Source organism: Streptomyces sp. NPDC006872 (assembly GCF_040635845.1).
Classification (GTDB): domain Bacteria; phylum Actinomycetota; class Actinomycetes; order Streptomycetales; family Streptomycetaceae; genus Streptomyces.
In genome coordinates this window covers 40,955-57,270 of record NZ_JBEYIL010000002.1, presented here as the reverse complement: position 1 = coordinate 57,270, position 16,316 = coordinate 40,955, and the positions used below count along the sequence as shown (strand labels likewise).

Below are 16,316 nucleotides of genomic sequence, written 5' to 3'. Positions count from 1 at the left end.
CACACGCACAGTGACCTGGCCGGATCGGAGAAGAGGAGCGCAGGTCCGTGGAGTGGTTCACCGCACCCGAGTACGGGCTGAGCCGGCTGGTCTTCCAGCGGGCCCTGGCCGGTGTGTACCTGGTCGCGTTCCTGACGGCGGCCCTGCAGTTCCGGGCGCTGCTCGGCGAGCGGGGGATGCTGCCGGTGCCCCGGTTCGTCGAGCAGGTGCCCTTCCGGCGCGCGCCGAGCCTGTTCCACCTGCGCTACTCCGACCGCCTGTTCGCGGCCTGCGCCTGGACGGGCTGCGCGGTGTCCGCGGCGCTGCTGGCCGGGCTGGACGGCCTGTTGCCCCTCGGGGCGGCGATGGCGCTGTGGCTGGTGCCGTGGGCGCTGTATCTGTCGATCGTCAACGTCGGGCAGACCTGGTACTCGTTCGGCTGGGAGTCGCTGCTGCTGGAGACGGGTTTCCTCGCCGTGTTCCTCGGCAACGACGAGGTGGCCCCGCCGATCCTGGTGCTGTTCCTGATGCGCTGGATCCTCTTCCGGGTGGAGTTCGGCGCGGGCCTGATCAAGATGCGGGGCGACGCCTGCTGGCGCAAGCTCACCTGTCTCTACCACCACCACGAGACGCAGCCGATGCCCGGCCCGCTGAGCTGGTTCTTCCACCGGCTGCCGAAGCCGCTGCACCGCGTCGAGGCGGCCGCCAACCACGTCACCCAACTCGTCGTGCCGTTCCTGCTGTTCGCCCCGCAGCCGGTCGCGACCGCGGCCGCGTCGCTGATGATCCTGACCCAGCTGTGGCTGGTGGCGTCGGGCAACTTCGCCTGGCTGAACTGGATCACGATCGTCCTGGCCGTGCCCGCGCTCGAACTCCCCGGCGCGCAACGGTCCTTCCCGGCCACCCCGGTCTGGTACGAGGCGGTGGTCCTCGCCGTCGCCGCGCTGCTGCTGTTCCTCAGCTATCACCCGGTGGTCAACATGCTCTCCCGCCGCCAGGTGATGAACCGCTCCTTCGATCCGCTGCACCTGGTCAACACCTACGGCGCGTTCGGCAGCGTCAGCCGGATCCGCTACGAGGTGGTGGTCGAGGGCACGCTCGACGATGTGCCGCGCGAGGACTCCGACTGGCGGGAGTACGAGTTCAAGGGCAAGCCGGGCGATCCCCGGCGCTGGCCACGCCAGTTCGCCCCGTACCATCTGCGGCTCGACTGGCTGATGTGGTTCGCGGCGCTCTCCCCCGCGTACGCCGGACCGTGGTTCGGCGCCCTGGTGGAGCGGCTGTTGGAGAACGACCGCGACACGCTGAAGCTGCTGCGCAGCTCTCCGTTCCCGCCCGACGAGCCGCCCCGCCATATCCGCGCCCGCCTCTTCCGCTACCGGTACACGACCTGGCGGGAGCTGCGGGAGACGGGCGCCTGCTGGCGGCGGACCTATGTGCGGGAGTACCTGCCGCCGACCCGGCTGGCGGAGGCGGCTCAGAGGCCGTAGACGCGGACGGCGGTGGTCTCGAAGATCTGGGTCTGTTCGCCCGGGTCGGTCAACCGGCGTGCGAGGGCGAGGACTTCGCCGTACGACGCCAGGGGTGTGCACACCGGCCAGTCCGAGCCGAACATCAGCCGGTCCGGGCCGAAGGCCGCAAGCGCCGTGTCCGCGTACGGGCGCAGGTCGTCGACGGTCCAGGACTCGGGGTCGGCCTCGGTGACCATGCCGGACAGCTTGCAGACCGTGTTGGGCAGGGCGGCGAGGGTGCGGACGGCGGATGCCCACGGTTCCAGCGCGCCGGCGGCGATCGGCGGCTTGCCCAAGTGGTCGAGGACGAAGGTGAGTTCGGGCAGGCCGGCGGCCGCCCGGGCGCAGGCCGGGAGTTGGCCGGGCAGCACGACCAGGTCGTAGACGAGTCCGGCGTCGGCGACCGCGGCAAGACCATGCCGTACGTCCGCCCGCAGCAGCCACTCCGGGTCCGGCTCGCCCTGGACCTGGTGCCGGACGCCCTTGAGGTACCGGCCGCCGGGCAGCTCCCGCAGCCGGGCCAGTTCGTCGGCGACGTCCGGGCGGGTGAGGTCGGTCCAGCCGACGACGCCCGCGATCAGGTCGCTCCGGGCCGCGAGGGCGAGGAACTCGGGGGTCTCCTCGGCCACGGTGACCGTCTGGACCAGGACCGTGCGGTCGACTCCGGCCGCGCGGGCCTCGGGTGCGAGGTCGTCGACGGTGAAGTCCCGCCGCAGCGGGCTGTCTTCGGCGATCCAGTCCTGGTCGCGGACCGACAGGTCCCAGACGTGGTGGTGCGCGTCGACGGTCACGGCAGCTCCCAGACGACGGGCAGGCCCGCGCCCGCGCCCTCGTCGGAGTAGTCGTGCACCACGTCGAGCAGCTCGGCCATCCGGGCCTGCCACACCACGTTGACCGGCAGTTTCTCCAGCTCGGCGAGGAGACGGGCGTAGTCCTCGCACTCCAGGACGTGGAACAGGTCCGTGCCGCTGCGCCAGATCGTCCAGGAGGCGGCCCCGGAGGCCCGGATGGCGTCCGTCAGCTCCTTGGGGACCTCGCGGTGGGCGGCCTCGTACTCGGCGACGCGGTCCGCGCGGACCTTGGTGTGCAGGGCGACCCTCATGACGGCTCCTCGTCGGGAAGCAGACCGGCGTCCCGCAGTTCCTGCCAGAAGTCGGCGGGGACCGGGGCCGCGAACTGTTCGGCGCAGTCGCGCACTTCGTCCGGCGAGCGCGTGCCGACCAGGACGCTCGCGACGGCCGGGTGGGCGGAGCAGAAGGCCAGGGCGGCGGCCCGCAGGGTGGTGCCGTGCCGGTCGGCGATCTCCTTCATGCGCAGCGCCCGGTCCAGCAACTCGGGCGTCGCCTGTGCGTAGTCGAACGTCGCGCCGGGCCGGGGGTCGGCCAGCAGACCGGAGTTGAACGCGCCCCCGATGACCACCGACACACCCCGCTCGACGGCGGCGGGCAGCAGCTCGGCCCGGGCCCGCTGGTCGAGGAGCGTGTACCGGCCCGCGCACAGCACCACGTCGACGTCCGTGTCGGTGACGAAGCGCGTCAGCATCTCCGTCTGGTTCATGCCGGCGCCGATCGCCCCGACGACGCCCTCCGAACGCAGCTTCTCCAGCGCCGGGTAGCCCTCGCGGAAGGCCTGTTCGGCGTGGTCGTCGGGGTCGTGGAGATAGACGACGTCCACCCGGTCGAGGCCGAGGCGCTCCAGGCTCGCGTCCAGGGTGCGGCGGACGCCGTCGGCGCTGAAGTCCCACACGCGCTCGTGCGTGGCGGGGACGGCGAAGCCGTCGGCCAGATCGTCGCCGCCCCGGCCGGTCGGCTCCAGGCGGCGGCCGACCTTGGTCGAGATCGTGTACTGCGCGCGGGGGTGCTCGCGCAGGGCCGCGCCGAGGCGGCGTTCGGACAGGCCGAGACCGTAGTGCGGCGCCGTGTCGAAGTAGCGGATGCCCTGCTGCCAGGCGGTGGCCACGGTCTCGTGCGCCTGCTCCTCGCCGACTTCGGTGAACAGGTTGCCGATGACCGCCGCGCCGAAGCCGAGCGGGCTGACGGGGACGCCGCTGCGCCCGAGCCCGCTCATCGGCCCGCCGGCCTGAGCCTGAGGCCCTGCATGCCGCCGTCGACGGCGAGCGCGGTGCCGGTGGTGGCGCCGGACAGCGGGCTCGCCAGGTAGGCGACGGCCGCGGCGACCTCGGCGGCGCTGACCAGGCGGCCGGTGGGCTGGCGGGCCTCCAGCGCGGCGCGCTCGGCGGCCGGGTCGTCGGCCGCGTCGAGCAGCCGGCCGACCCACGGGGTGTCGGCGGTGCCGGGGTTCACACAGTTGACGCGGATGCCCTCGCGGACGTGGTCGGCGGCCATGGCGAGGGTCAGCGAGTACACCGCGCCCTTCGTCGCGCTGTACAGGGCGCGTTGCGGGAGGCCCGCGGTGGCGGCGATGGAGCAGGTGTTGACGACGGCCGCGTGCGCGGAGCGCCTCAGATGCGGCAGGGCGGCGCGGGCCGTGCGGACCATGCCGACGACGTTGACGTCCAGCACCCGGTGCCACTCGGCGTCGTCGTTGTCCTCGACGGTCCCCTGTGCGCCGATGCCCGCGTTGTTGACCAGGATGTCGAGCCCGCCGAGTTCGGCGACGGCCGCCTCGACGGCCGCGCGCACCGAGGCGTCGTCGCCGACGTCGGCACGGTAGCCGAGCAGAGGCTTCTCGACGCTCGACGGGTCCAGGTCGAGGACGGCGACGCGTGCGCCGCGCTCGGCCAGGAGCTCCGCGGTCGCCCGGCCGATGCCCGAGGCGCCCCCCGTCACCAGGGCCGTCAGCCCTTCGAAGTCGCTCACTGCGCCTACTCCTTCCGGTCCTTGAGGTCGGCGGCCCAGAACTCGCCGCCGGGATACGTGTACCGCGCGATCGACTCGGGCCGCATGGCGGCCGAGAAACCCGGCGCGGTGGGTGCCGTGTAGTGACCTTCGCGGATCACCACCGGGTCGAGGAAGTGGTCGTGCAGATGATCGACGTATTCGATGACCCGGTCCTCGGTGGTGCCGGTGAGGGCCACGTAGTCGAACATCGACAGGTGCTGGACGAGTTCGCACAGGCCGACGCCGCCGGCGTGCGGGCACACCGGGACCCGGAACTTGGCCGCCAGCAGCAGAATGGCGAGGTTCTCGTTGACCCCGCCGACCCGGGCCGCGTCCAGCTGGAGGACGTCGAGGGAACCGGCCTGGAGGAGCTGCTTGAAGACGACACGGTTGTGGACGTGTTCCCCGGTGGCCACCTTGACGGGGGCGACGGCCCGGCGGACGGCCGCGTGGCCGAGGACGTCGTCGGGGCTGGTGGGCTCCTCGATCCAGTACGGGTCGAACTCGGCGAGGGCGCGGGTCCAGCGGATCGCCTCTTCGACGTCCCAGCGCTGGTTGGCGTCGACCGCGATCCGGATGTCCGGGCCGACCGCGGAGCGGGCGACGCGGCAGCGCCGTACGTCGTCCTCGAGGTCCGCGCCGACCTTGAGCTTGATCTGCCGGAAGCCGTCGGCGACGGCCTCGGTGGCGAGGCGGGTCAGCTTCTCGTCGTCGTAGCCGAGCCAGCCGGGCGAGGTGGTGTAGCCGGGGTAGCCGCGCTCCAGCAGCCGGACCCGGCGTTCCTCGGCGCCTTCCTTGCCGCGGCGCAGCAGGGCGAGGGCCTCGTCGGGGGTGAGGGCGTCGGTGAGGTAGCGGAAGTCGATCTGGCGTACCAGCCACTCGGGCTCGGCGTCGGCGAGCAGCCGCCACAGGGGCCGGCCGGCGCGCTTGGCGGCCAGGTCCCAGGCGGCGTTGACGACCGCGCCGATCGCCATGTGCATCACGCCCTTCTCGGGGCCGAGCCAGCGCAGCTGGCTGTCGCCGATCAGGTCGCGGCTGAGCGTGCCCGGGTCGGCGCAGAGCTCGTCGACGGACCGGCCGACGACGTGCTCGCGCAGGGCGTCGAGCGCGGCGACCTGTACCTCGTTGCCCCGGCCGATGGTGAAGGTGAAGCCGTGCCCCTCGTGGCCGTCGGGAGCGTCGGTGCGCAGGACGACGTAGGCGGCCGAGTAGTCGGGGTCCGGGTTCATCGCGTCGGAGCCGTCGAGCTCGCGCGAGGTGGGGAAGCGGATGTCGTGGGTGTCGACCGCGGTGACGCGGGCGGTGGGCGGGGGCGCCATCGGTCGGCTCCTCATCTGGCGTGCTTCGTGCGACAGCCGCAATATTTATCAGACCACTTCCCCCTCAGACCACCCTTGGAGGCGAGTTTGGGCCCATTATTGGGGCAAGTGGTCCGACCACATCGATGACTAGACTGCGCGGCACCGGCGACAGGAGAGAGCACGTGGACGAGCCGCGGCAGGGCACGGCAGCAGCCCCCAAGGGCACGGTGACGCAGCGCGCCATCGAGCGGATCAAGGCGATGATCGGCGAGGGGCTGCTGGAGCCGGGCCAGCGGCTGCCGACCGAGCGCGATCTCGCGGCCCAGCTGGGCATCTCGCGCAGTTCGATGCGCGAGGCGATCCGGGCGCTCACGGTGCTGGGCGTGCTGGAGGCCCGGCACGGCTCGGGCATCTATGTGACGCAGCTCCAGGCCGGGGATCTGCTGGAGACGTTCGGGGTGGTCGCCGATCTGTCGCGCGGGCCCCGGCTGGTGGAGCTGCTGGAGGTCCGGCGGATCCTGGAGTCGACGGCGACCGCGCTGGCCGCCGCGCGGATCACCCCCGACCAGCTGGCCGTCGTGGCGGGCCACCTGGATGCGATGAACGCCACCGACGACCCCGACGAGATCCTCGCCCACGATCTCGCCTTCCACCGCGCGATCGCGGCGGCCGCCGGCAACGAGACGATGGCGGCGATCCTGGAGGGCCTGTCCTCGCGCACCTTCCGGGCCCGGGTCTGGCGCGGCTACCGCGAGGAGGGCGCCTTCGACCGCACCCGCCGCGAACACGCCGCGATCCACCGCGCCCTGGCCGCCCGCGACCCGGAGGCGGCCCGCGCGGCGGCGGCCGCCCACGTCGGCGAGGTGGCGGAGTGGCTCAGGGCCCAGGTGGGCCCCTGACCGGGAAGTGACCGGCAGACGGCCAGGACGTCGGCGGGCTCTCGACGCGGGGCGTGAAGGCGGGGCACAGTTCTCCTCACATACTCACCAGTAGGACCAAGGAGCCGCCGTGACCAGCTGGGTCGGTCGGACCGCCGTCGAGATCGCCGCCGCCGTTCGGGAGAAGGAGGTCACGCCGCGGGAGGTGGTGGCCGAGCATCTCGCGCGGATCGAGCGCCTGGACGGCCGGATCGGCGCGTTCCGGGTGGTGCGCGCCGAGGCGGCGCTCGCCGAGGCCGACGAGGTGGCCGCCCGCGCCGACCTGGCCGAACTGCCGCTGGCCGGGGTGCCGGTGGCGGTCAAGGACAACCTCGGCGTGCGGGGCGAGTCGACGCGGGTCGGCTCGGCCGCGACCCCGGACACCCCGGCCGACGCCGACCATGTCACCGTGGCCCGGCTGCGGGCGGCCGGCGCCGTGGTCGTGGGGCTGACCAATGTGCCGGAGCTGTGCGTCTTCGGCACCACGGAGGGCGTCCACGGCACCGCCCGCAACCCGTGGGACACCTCCCGCACGGCCGGCGGCTCGTCCGGCGGCAGCGCGGCCGCGGTCGCCGCCGGGATGACGCCGATCGCGCTGGGCAACGACGGCATGGGGTCGCTGCGCATACCGGCGGCCAACTGCGGCCTGGTGACCGTCAAGCCGGGCCACGGGGTGGTGCCGGCCGGGATCGGGGACGGCGACTGGTTCGGGATGTCGGAGAACGGTCCGCTGGCGACGACGGTCGAGGACGCGCGGCTGATGCTGTCCATCCTCGCCGGCGCCGACGTGACGGCGGCCGAGGAGCCCGGCGCGCTGAGGATCGCGGTGTCGGTGCGCAGTCCGCTGGCCGGAACCACGGTGAGCAGACCGTACACGGACGCGGCGCGGGAGGCGGCCGGGGTGCTGGTCCGGGCGGGGCATCATGTGGAGCGGGCGGACCCGCCGTATCCGCTGTCGCTGGGCGTCACCTCGCTCGCGCACTGGACGGCCGGCACCGCGGTGGACGCCGCGAGCCTCGACGCACGGCTGCTGACCCGGCGCACCCGGGTGCACGCGGCCCTCGGCCGGCGCTTCCTGGCCGGGGTGCGCGACGGCTCGGGGCGGGAGACGCTGCGCCGACGGCTGGAGCCGTTCTTCGCGGAGTACGACGTGCTGCTCACACCGGCGCTCGCGCGACGGTCGCCGAAGTCGGCGCCGTGGCACGAGCGGGGCTGGCTGCGCAACGTCCTGGCGAACACGAACTACTCGCCGCTGACCCCGCCGTGGAACCTGACCGGCTGGCCCGCGATGGCGGTCCCCTTCGGCACGCTGCCGTCGGGCGCTCCCACCGCCGTGCAGCTGGTGGGCCGGCCGGGGACGGAGGGCGAACTGCTGCGGCTGGCGGAGCAGTTGGAGAGCCTGCGGCCGTGGCGGCGGACGGCTCCGCTCGACTGAGGGACGGGGAACCGAAGGACGGGGAGAAGACGACGGAAGGGCTCGGCATGGGCGTGCCGGACGCGGCGCACGCCCATGCGGTGAGCGATCGCGAGCGGGTCAGTCCACGCTGGGCAGGATGTGGTCCTCGGCGAGGTCGTCCTCGTAGCCCGCGAGGCGGATCGGGGCGGAGCGGGCCCACACGTCCAGGCTGCCGATCTCACCGGGCCTGCGGTCGGCCCGCTCCGTGGGTTCCTTGGGACGTTGCTCGCGATTCGTCTTCTCCGGTGTCACCGCGCACTCCTTATGTGTCGGGTCACCCTCGGGGCGTGCCGGTCGGTCTGCGATCCGGCGCTCGACGCTCCCTCGGGTCTGGCTGGAGTCGGTGGCGACGCTGTGGCGCCGGTGACTCCCAGGAGGGCTGGCCGTTGTGAACCGGCTTGTCCCAGACGGACGGTGGGTGTGGGTGGCACTCCGTCGTGCTGTCCGTCCGATACAGACTAACCAAATGAGCGGGGTGCCGCTCGATAGGGCTGAAAACTTGGCGTAACCATGGCGCGTCACCCGCATGTCCCCGCAGGTGAATTGAACTCCTTCCGCCGCATTCACACCCTTTGAGTTCACCCGTCCGGCGTACACCGGCGCACACGCCTGCCGATCCGTCGCGCCGTTCAAGTGCCGTTCGTCCGGTCGCAAGCCGGACATGATCTGGTGGCGTCCGGCAACGGCTGTCTCGCGGAAGGACAGACGCATGGAGCTGCGCAGCGTCGAGGAGCTGATGGACCTGCTGTACGCCTGCCGGGGCGTGTCGGACGCCCCGGACGGCGGTGTCGTCGGCGTCGATCTGCACGATCACGCGCTGCAGACGGCGGCGCTGCTGCGCCGAAGTCGCCCCGCCGACAAGGAACTCCAGCTCACCGGGCTGGTCCACCCCATCGGCCGGCTCCTGTGCCCCACCGACGCCGGCCTGCGTTCGGAGCGCGCCGCCGACGCCGTACGCCCTCTGCTCGGCGCCCGTGTCTCCCGCCTCATAGGCCTCCACCCCTGGCACGAGGCTCCCGCCGACGACGACCTCTTCAGCCTGCGTCAGGCCGACGAGGACGGCCGGGTCGCCGGATTCGACGCGGGGGTGCTGGAGGACTGGCGCACGGTGCTGGAACTGGTGGCGGCACGGAACTCACGTCTCGGGGCTGTCGATTGAGGGTGGGCCGTGAGACCGTGCGCCGATGACGTCGTCGTACGGGTTGAGCGGTAAGGCTGCCGTCGTGACCGGCGGCACTCGGGGCATCGGCCGGGCGGTGGCGCGGGCGCTCGCGGACGCCGGGGCCCAGGTGTGCGTGAGCGCCCGCGACGCCGACGAGGTGCGCCGGGCGGCCGTGGAGCTGGGCGGGATCGGCCTCGCGGGCGACGTCGCGGACCCCGGGCTCCCCGAGGAGCTGACAGAGCTGTGCCTACGGACGTTCGGCCGGCTCGACGTACTGGTCAACAACGCCGCGTCCAACCAGCCGTACGGCCCGCTGATGGACGCCGACCCCGCCGTGTGGCGCCGGACGTTCACGGTGAACGTCGAGGCGCCGCTACGGCTCGTGCAGTGCGCGTGGCGCGGCTGGATGCGGGAGCACGGCGGAGCGGTGGTCAACGTCTGCACGGAGGGCGCGACCCACGTCGGCCCGTCCGTGGGCGCCTACGGCACCAGCAAGGCGGCCCTGCGCCACCTCACCCGGCAGCTGGCGGGCGAGCTGGGCCCGGGGGTGCGGGTCAACTCCGTCTCCCCCGGCCTCGTACGCACCGAGATGGCCCGCTTCATGTGGGAGCCGAGAGAGCCGGAGATCGCGCCGACCCTGCCGCTGGGCCGCATAGGCGAGCCCGAGGACGTGGCGAGGGCGGTGCTGTGGCTGGCGTCGGACGCAGCGGACTGGATCACCGGGGCCGACCTGCTGGTGGACGGCGGCACGAACGTACGAGCGGCGCGCATACCGACCTGAAGGGGCCGGCTACCACTTCCCGGGCGCGTAGTCCTTCAGGAAGACCCCGTACACGTCCTCGCCCGCCTCGCCGCGCACCACGGGGTCGTACACCCGGGCCGCCCCGTCCACGAGGTCGAGCGGCGCATGGAACCCCTCCTCCGCAAGCCGCAGCTTGTCGTAGTGGGGACGCTCGTCGGTGATCCAGCCCGTGTCGACGGACGTCATCAGGATCCCGTCGGCCTGGAACATCTCCTGCGCACTGGTCCGCGTGACCATGTTCATCGCGGCCTTCGCCGCGTTGGTGTTCGGATGCCCCGCACCCTTGTAGCCGCGCCCGAAGACGCCCTCCATCGCCGAGACGTTCACGACGTACGCCCGCCCGCTCGCCGCCCGCTTCGCGGCCTCGGCCATGGCCGGGCGCAACTTGCTGATCAGGATGAACGGCGCCGTGTAGTTGCACAGCTGGGTCTCGAGGAGCTCCACCGGGGAGATCTGCTCGATGGTCTGCACCCAGGTGTTGGTGTCGACCACGTCCGGCACCAGACCGCCCGCGTCGATGGCGGTGCCGTCGAGGTGCCGGGCGACGCTCGCGTTGCCCGCGACCAGGGCGAGGTCGGCGACCTGCTGTGCGTCCATGCCGCTGATGCCGGCGGGCAGCGCGGCGAGGCCGTCGACCGCGCCGGAGCCGAAGGCGCCGATGACGTGGTGGGCGGGCAGCTCGCCGGCGGGCAGCGGGGCGCTCTCGCCGCCGACCAGGGCGGCGTAGGCGGAGGGCAGCCGGCGCACGGTCTGCGTCGCGTTGTTGATGAGGATGTCGAGCGGGCCGGCCTCGGCGACCTGGTCGGCGAGGGCCACGGCCTGCGCCGGGTCGCGCAGGTCGATGCCGACGACCTCCAGGCGGTGGATCCAGTCGGCCGAGTCGTCCATGGCCTTGAAGCGGCGGATGGCGTCCTTCGGGAACCGGGTCGTGATCGTGGTGTGCGCGCCGTCGCGCAGCAGCCGCAGCGCGATGTACATGCCGATCTTGGCGCGGCCGCCGGTGAGCAGTGCGCGCTTGCCGGCGAGGTCGGCGCGGACGTCGCGCTTGGTGCGGTTCAGGTCGGCACACTCGGGACAGAGCTGGTGGTAGAAGTAGTCGACCTCCACGTACCGGGCCTTGCAGGTGTAGCAGGAGCGCGGGCGCTGGAGTATCCCCGCGATCTTGCCCTCCTCCGTGACGGAGGACGGCAGGATGCCCTCGGTCTCGTCGTCGATGCGCTGGGCGGAGCCGGTGGCGGTCGCCTCGGTGACCGCCTTGTCATGGGCGGTCTTGGCGGCCCGGCGCTCCTGGCGGCGGCGCTGCTTGACGGTGCGGTAGACGCCGGCGGTGGCCCGGCGCACGGTGATCGCGTCGGGGTGGTCGACGTCCAGCTTGTCGAGTTCGTCCAGCACCGCGAGGCAGACGGCGAGCCGCTCCGGGTCGATGCCGGGGCCGTACAGACCCTCGTCCACGGCCTCCTCGGTGATCGTCGCCGAGCCGTCCTCTGTCACCGTCATCGCGCTGCCGCTTCCCTGCTGACCCGGGTGGCGCTCCGACCGCGCCCGCCCTACGAACAGGGGATTTTACGGAGCGCCGGGCCTCTCCTCCAAACCCGTTCCCGTCAAGAGCCGCAGGCCGTGATGAGCGTCTCCACCTCGGCGGTCAGGGCGCGTGCGAACCGGTCGAGATCGGGAACGGCCTCGGCGTCGGCGACGAGCCCGTAGTGGACCTGGCCGCGGTAGGTCGAGACGGCGACCGCCAGCGCCTGTCCGCGGGCGAGCGGGGCGTACGGGAAGACCTCGGTCACCGGGTTCCCGCCGAGCTTCAGGCCGAGGCTGGGCAGCGGGACGCTGGTGACGAGGATGTCGAACCAGAGCCGGGCGGCCTGCCCGGCCAGCGGGCCGCCGAGACGGTGGCCGAGGGCCGGGACATGGTCGGCGAGCAGGGCGACGGCCCCGGCGCCCCGGCCCGGCCCCGCGTCCTTGTTGCGGTCCATGGCGGTGCGGACCGTGGCCAGCCGGCTCAGCGGGTCCGGGTCGTCGACGGGGAGCCGGGCCAAGTACCCGGAGAGCCGGTTGCCCTGTGGGTGGGCGGTGCGCGGGCGGCGCTTGGAGACGGGGATGAGGGCGCGCGGCACGACGCCGTCGCTGCCGTCGCCGCGTTCGTCGAGCCAGCGGCGCAGGGCGCCGGCGACCACGGCGATCAGCACGTCGTTGACGGTGCCGCCGGCGACCTTGCGGATCCGGTGCACATCGTCGAGGTCGATGACCACGCCCGCGGTGCGGCGGGTGCCGCTGGAGCGGGCGGTGAGGGCGGGGCTGGGGCGCATGCCCAGGGTGTGCACGGCGACGGAGGCGCCGATGTCGAGCGCGCGGCCCACGTCGGAGACGGCCCCGCGCAGCAGGTCGGGCAGTCTGCGCACGTCGGGGAGGAGCCCGCGGGGCGGTTCGGCGGGACGGGGCCGGGGCGCGGGCAGGTCCAGCGGATCGAGGACGGCCGCGGCCAGCGTCAGGGCGCGCAGACCGTCGGCGAGGGCGTGGTGGAACTTGAAGAGCACGGCGAAGGACCCGCCGTCCTCGCCGGGCAGCACATGCGCCTCCCACGGCGGGCGGCCGCGCTCCAGGGGCCGCTGCATGAGCAGGCCGGCGTCGGCCTGGAAGTCGGCGGTGGGCGGGTGCAGCGTGACGTGGTGGAGGCGGTCGAACTCGGGGTCCGGCTCCCGGGTCGCGCCGCCGAAGGCGAGCGGCAGCCGCAGGTCGAAAGGACGGCGCAGGTCGAACGGCTGGGCGGAGTCGAACGGCCGCCACACGTCGCGGATGCGCATGCGCAGCCCGGGGACGGCCGCCGCGCGGGCAGCGAGCAGGTCGGCGGCGTGGGCGCCCGCGGTGGGCGAGTCCGCCGTGAAGACGCCGAGCGCGCCCAGGTGCATGGGGTGCTCGGCCGACTCGAGGTTCCAGAACGCCAGGTCGAGGGGTGCCAGCAGATCATCAGCAGTCAAGGACTTGCCTCGCGTCGACGAAGGGTGAGGCAAGCAGTCAATCGCGCCGGGCGATTACGGTCAAGTACGATCATGCTACGCACAGTTAACAGCGCATTAAGTTCAGGACACCTGCTGACCCTTACCCAGGGCGATCACGCCGCCCTTGGACACCGTGTAGAGCTCCGTGTCCCGCTCCGGGTTCACGCCGATGGTCGCACCCGGAGGGACCTCGACGTTCTTGTCCAGGACCGCCCCGCGCACGACCGCACCCCGCCCGATGCGCACGTTGTCGTGCAGGATCGACCCCTGCACGACCGCTCCCGGATCGACCACGACCCCCGGGGACAGCACGGACCGGGTGACCTGACCGCGGATCAGACACCCCGAACTGATGATCGACTCGCCCGCGATGCCGCCCGCGCTGAAACGGGCCGGGGAAAGCTGACCCGAGTGGGTGTAGATCGGCCAGCTGCGGTTGTAGAGATTGAAGGCGGGGCGCTCGGCGATCAGATCCATATGGGCGTCGTAGTACGCGTCGAGCGTGCCGACGTCCCGCCAGTAGCCCTGGTCGCGGCTGGTCTCACCGGGCACATGACCGTCGCGGAAGTCGTACAGCTGGGCCTCGCCGCGCTGGGTGAGCTGAGGCAGGATCGAGCCGCCCATGTCGTGGACGGAGGTCTCGTCCTCGGCGTCCCGCTGGAGCGCCTCGATGAGCGCCTTGGTGGTGAAGATGTAGTTGCCCATCGAGGCGAACACGGACGCCGGGTCGTCCGCCAGCCCCGGCGGGTCGGCGGGCTTCTCCAGGAAGCGCTCGACCGTCTGGCCGTCCGAGCCGGGAGTGATCACCCCGAAGGACGAGGACTCGCCGCGCGGGACGCGGATCCCGGCCACCGTGACGCCCGCGCCGCTGTCGATGTGCTGGGCGAGCATCTGGCGCGGGTCCATGCGGTAGACGTGGTCGGCGCCGAACACGGCCACGTACTCGGGCCGCTCGTCGTAGATCAGGTTCAGCGACTGCAGGATGGCGTCGGCGCTGCCGAGGTACCAGCGCGGGCCGAGCCGCTGCTGGGCCGGGACCGGCGTGACGTAGTTGCCCAGCAGACTCGACATCCGCCAGGTGGTGGTGATGTGCCGGTCCAGCGAGTGCGACTTGTACTGCGTCAGCACGCAGATGCGCAGGACGTCGGCGTTGACCAGGTTGGACAGGACGAAGTCGACGAGCCGGTACGTGCCGCCGAAGGTGACCGCTGGTTTGGCGCGGTCCGCCGTCAGGGGCATCAGGCGTTTGCCCTCGCCGCCGGCCAGCACGATCCCGAGCACCGAAGGTCCACCACGACGCATGGCCGCTCCCCTCACCCTGTTGGATACCCATGGCTGCCCAGGCGCGAGCCCCTCTACGCCTGTTTGACGATCTCCTCATACAGCCGGACGGTCCGCCGGGCCACCGCGTCCCAGCCGAACTCGTCCACCGCGCGGGCCCGGCCTTCCTCCCCCATGCGGCGCGCCGTCTCCGGATCGCCGAGCAGCGCGTCCAGCGCGCTGCCGAGGCCCGCCTCGAAATCGTCGTCGACGGTGACGAGCGTGCCGGTCACGCCGTCCTCGACGACCTCCGGTATCCCGCCGACCCGGGAGGCCACGACGGGCGTGCCGCACGCCATCGCCTCCAGGTTGACGATGCCGAGGGGCTCGTACACCGACGGGCAGACGAACACGGCCGCGTGGGTGAGGAGTTGGATCACCTCGGGGCGCGGCAGCATCTTCGGGATCCAGTGCACGCCGTCGCGGGCGCCGCTCAGCTCCGCGAAGAGGTCGCGGAACTCCCGGTCGATCTCCGGAGTGTCGGGCGCGCCCGCGCACAGCACGACCTGCGCCGCGGGGTCGATGTCCCGGACCGCGCGCAGCAGATGCGGCACCCCCTTCTGCCGGGTGATGCGGCCGACGAACAGCACGAACGGGCGGTCCGGGTCGAGCCCGATCCGGGCGAGGGCGTCGGTGCCGTGGTCGGGGCGGTAGAGGGCGGTGTCGATGCCGTTGTGCACGACATGGACCCGGTCCGGGGCGAGCGACGGATAGCAGGTGAGGATGTCCTCGCGCATCGCGCCGGAGACGGCGATCACCGCGTCGGCCGCCTCCACCGCCGTCCGCTCGGCCCAGCTCGACAGGGCGTAGCCGCCGCCGAGTTGTTCGGCCTTCCAGGGCCGCAGGGGCTCCAGCGAGTGCGCGGTGACGACGTGCGGGACGCCGTACAGCTGTTTCGCGAGATGTCCGGCGAGGTTGGCGTACCAGGTGTGGGAGTGGACGAGTTCGCGGCCTTCGAGGGCGGCCGCCATGGCGAGGTCCACGGAGAAGGTGCGCAGCGCGTCGTTGGCGCCGTCGAGCGCGGACCAGGGGCGGTGCCGCTGGACGCCGATCGCCCGGTCCGCGCCCGAGACCTCGCCCCAGCAGTGCACCTCGAGGTCGATGAGCTGCCTCAACTCCCGGGCGAGGAACTCGACATGGACGCCCGCTCCGCCGTACACGTCCGGGGGATACTCCCGGGTCAGCAGTCCCACTCGCACCCGGAACCCCCAGTCTCAGCGGTCGGCTCCCTTCATGGTCACCCAGACGGGGCGTGTGGGGAAGAGCGCGGGGGTCGTGTGAAGCAACAGTCGCCGCAGACACCGCCGTCGGGCACCCGGTAGTAGAGACAGCAGCTGCGGCGGCGGAACGCGGTGCCGGTCAGGGCGCCGGTGTCCGCGAGGAGCGGGTGGGCGAGGAGTTCGGCGGTGAGGGCACGCGCGTGTGCGGCGACGTCGGGGCGGCCTCGGGCGTGCGCCCACTGGTCCAGCAGACGGGCGGTCGAGGCCAGGGCCGAGGCGGCGTTGCCGCGCAGCAGGCCCGGCGCGACCGGGTGGCGGACGCGCAGGGCGGCGGAGAGGGGTTCGAGGTGGCCGTCGAGGACGGTCGCGGCCACGGTCGCCGCGTCCGCGGGCCTCGGCCGCACCTGCGTCAGCCACAGGTCGTCCGGGGCGCCGGCGTCCGGGTCCCAGCGCAGCAGCCTCGGGGAGAGGTCGGGGATCGACCCGTACAGGACGGCGCAGCCCAGCGTGACCGACCACAGTCGGGCCGCGAGCCCCTGCTGCGCCACGGAGGCCCCGATGCGGTCCTCGGGGGCGCGCAGGGCCCGGTTCACCTTGCGGACCCGGAAGGTCAGGGGATCCGCGTGGGCGTCCGCTGCCGCGCCGTCAGGGATCTCCCCGTAGGCCTGCGCCAGGGTCGGCAGGGGCCGGGGCGGCTCTCCTGCGCCGGGTAGTGGGGTGCGCAGGGCGAAGAAGCCGCCGAGCGGGCGGAGCGCGGCGAGTTGCGGGTCGAGGTCCACGAGGTGCAGTAGTACCAAGGTCGGTAGGGG

General features: G+C 72.8%; 16 protein-coding genes. 5 read left to right on the top strand and 11 right to left on the bottom strand.

All coding sequences use genetic code 11. The annotated features are described in order from the left end of the window. Positions 1–47 precede the first annotated feature (47 nt). Entirely contained in the window at positions 48–1,469 is a 1,422-nt protein-coding gene (locus ABZ725_RS05255) for a lipase maturation factor family protein (RefSeq protein WP_358801416.1), read from the top strand. Here ABZ725_RS05255 and ABZ725_RS05250 read toward each other — a convergent pair. From ABZ725_RS05250 to ABZ725_RS05230, 5 genes are read right to left on the bottom strand one after another with little or no spacing between them, the layout of a single operon-like run. Continuing rightward, positions 1,457–2,281: an amidohydrolase family protein gene (locus tag ABZ725_RS05250; protein ID WP_358801415.1), complete on the bottom strand. Its 825-nt coding sequence runs from the start codon at positions 2,279–2,281 to the stop codon at positions 1,457–1,459. The genes ABZ725_RS05255 and ABZ725_RS05250 overlap by 13 nt on opposite strands. After that, on the bottom strand, positions 2,278–2,592 hold the full coding sequence (locus ABZ725_RS05245; RefSeq protein WP_358801414.1) for an L-rhamnose mutarotase: 315 nt from the start codon (positions 2,590–2,592) through the stop codon (positions 2,278–2,280). Before ABZ725_RS05245 ends, ABZ725_RS05250 begins: the two co-directional genes overlap by 4 nt. Further along, positions 2,589–3,557 carry an aldo/keto reductase gene (locus tag ABZ725_RS05240; RefSeq protein ID WP_358801413.1) on the bottom strand — a complete coding sequence of 323 codons (969 nt, stop codon included), beginning with the start codon at positions 3,555–3,557 and terminating at the stop codon, positions 2,589–2,591. Before ABZ725_RS05240 ends, ABZ725_RS05245 begins: the two co-directional genes overlap by 4 nt. Next, positions 3,554–4,309: an SDR family oxidoreductase gene (locus ABZ725_RS05235; protein ID WP_351913989.1), complete on the bottom strand. Its 756-nt coding sequence runs from the start codon at positions 4,307–4,309 to the stop codon at positions 3,554–3,556. The genes ABZ725_RS05240 and ABZ725_RS05235 overlap by 4 nt, the downstream gene beginning before the upstream one ends. A gap of 5 nt (positions 4,310–4,314) precedes the next feature. Continuing rightward, positions 4,315–5,649, bottom strand: coding sequence for an L-fuconate dehydratase (locus ABZ725_RS05230; protein WP_358801412.1), 1,335 nt, complete (start codon positions 5,647–5,649; stop codon positions 4,315–4,317). Positions 5,650–5,813: 164 nt separating this feature from the next. On the opposite strand from ABZ725_RS05230, the gene ABZ725_RS05225 reads away from it, so the two are divergent. Together ABZ725_RS05225 and ABZ725_RS05220 are read left to right on the top strand one after the other, a co-directional pair. Continuing rightward, positions 5,814–6,530 (top strand): FCD domain-containing protein, encoded by a 717-nt coding sequence (locus ABZ725_RS05225; protein WP_358801411.1) that lies wholly within the window; start codon positions 5,814–5,816, stop codon positions 6,528–6,530. Positions 6,531–6,639: 109 nt separating this feature from the next. After that, entirely contained in the window at positions 6,640–7,983 is a 1,344-nt protein-coding gene (locus ABZ725_RS05220; protein WP_358801410.1) for an amidase family protein, read from the top strand. A gap of 99 nt (positions 7,984–8,082) precedes the next feature. Here the strand turns inward: ABZ725_RS05220 and ABZ725_RS05215 are convergent, their stop codons facing one another. Further along, positions 8,083–8,256: a hypothetical protein gene (locus ABZ725_RS05215; RefSeq protein WP_358801409.1), complete on the bottom strand. Its 174-nt coding sequence runs from the start codon at positions 8,254–8,256 to the stop codon at positions 8,083–8,085. 457 nt (positions 8,257–8,713) lie between these two features. Between ABZ725_RS05215 and ABZ725_RS05210 the strand changes: the two genes are divergently transcribed. Continuing rightward, the gene (locus ABZ725_RS05210; RefSeq protein ID WP_358801408.1) at positions 8,714–9,163 is read left to right on the top strand and encodes a hypothetical protein; all 450 of its coding nucleotides are present in this window, start codon (positions 8,714–8,716) and stop codon (positions 9,161–9,163) included. A 25-nt stretch (positions 9,164–9,188) separates the two neighbouring features. Further along, positions 9,189–9,947, top strand: coding sequence for an SDR family oxidoreductase (locus tag ABZ725_RS05205; RefSeq protein ID WP_358801407.1), 759 nt, complete (start codon positions 9,189–9,191; stop codon positions 9,945–9,947). 9 nt (positions 9,948–9,956) lie between these two features. On the opposite strand, the gene ABZ725_RS05200 is transcribed toward ABZ725_RS05205, so the two are convergent. The 5 genes from ABZ725_RS05200 to ABZ725_RS05180 form a co-directional block, all read right to left on the bottom strand. Further along, complete coding sequence (locus tag ABZ725_RS05200) at positions 9,957–11,465, bottom strand: SDR family NAD(P)-dependent oxidoreductase (RefSeq protein WP_358801406.1); 1,509 nt, start codon at positions 11,463–11,465, stop codon at positions 9,957–9,959. 104 nt (positions 11,466–11,569) lie between these two features. Continuing rightward, the gene (locus ABZ725_RS05195; RefSeq protein ID WP_358801405.1) at positions 11,570–12,946 is read right to left on the bottom strand and encodes a wax ester/triacylglycerol synthase family O-acyltransferase; all 1,377 of its coding nucleotides are present in this window, start codon (positions 12,944–12,946) and stop codon (positions 11,570–11,572) included. Positions 12,947–13,048: 102 nt separating this feature from the next. After that, positions 13,049–14,269, bottom strand: coding sequence for a glucose-1-phosphate adenylyltransferase (gene glgC, locus ABZ725_RS05190; protein ID WP_351913972.1), 1,221 nt, complete (start codon positions 14,267–14,269; stop codon positions 13,049–13,051). A gap of 53 nt (positions 14,270–14,322) precedes the next feature. Next, on the bottom strand, positions 14,323–15,486 hold the full coding sequence (gene glgA / locus ABZ725_RS05185; protein ID WP_358801404.1) for a glycogen synthase: 1,164 nt from the start codon (positions 15,484–15,486) through the stop codon (positions 14,323–14,325). Between the two features lie 38 nt (positions 15,487–15,524). Continuing rightward, positions 15,525–16,304: a (2Fe-2S)-binding protein gene (locus tag ABZ725_RS05180; RefSeq protein ID WP_358801403.1), complete on the bottom strand. Its 780-nt coding sequence runs from the start codon at positions 16,302–16,304 to the stop codon at positions 15,525–15,527. Positions 16,305–16,316: the final 12 nt, after the last annotated feature.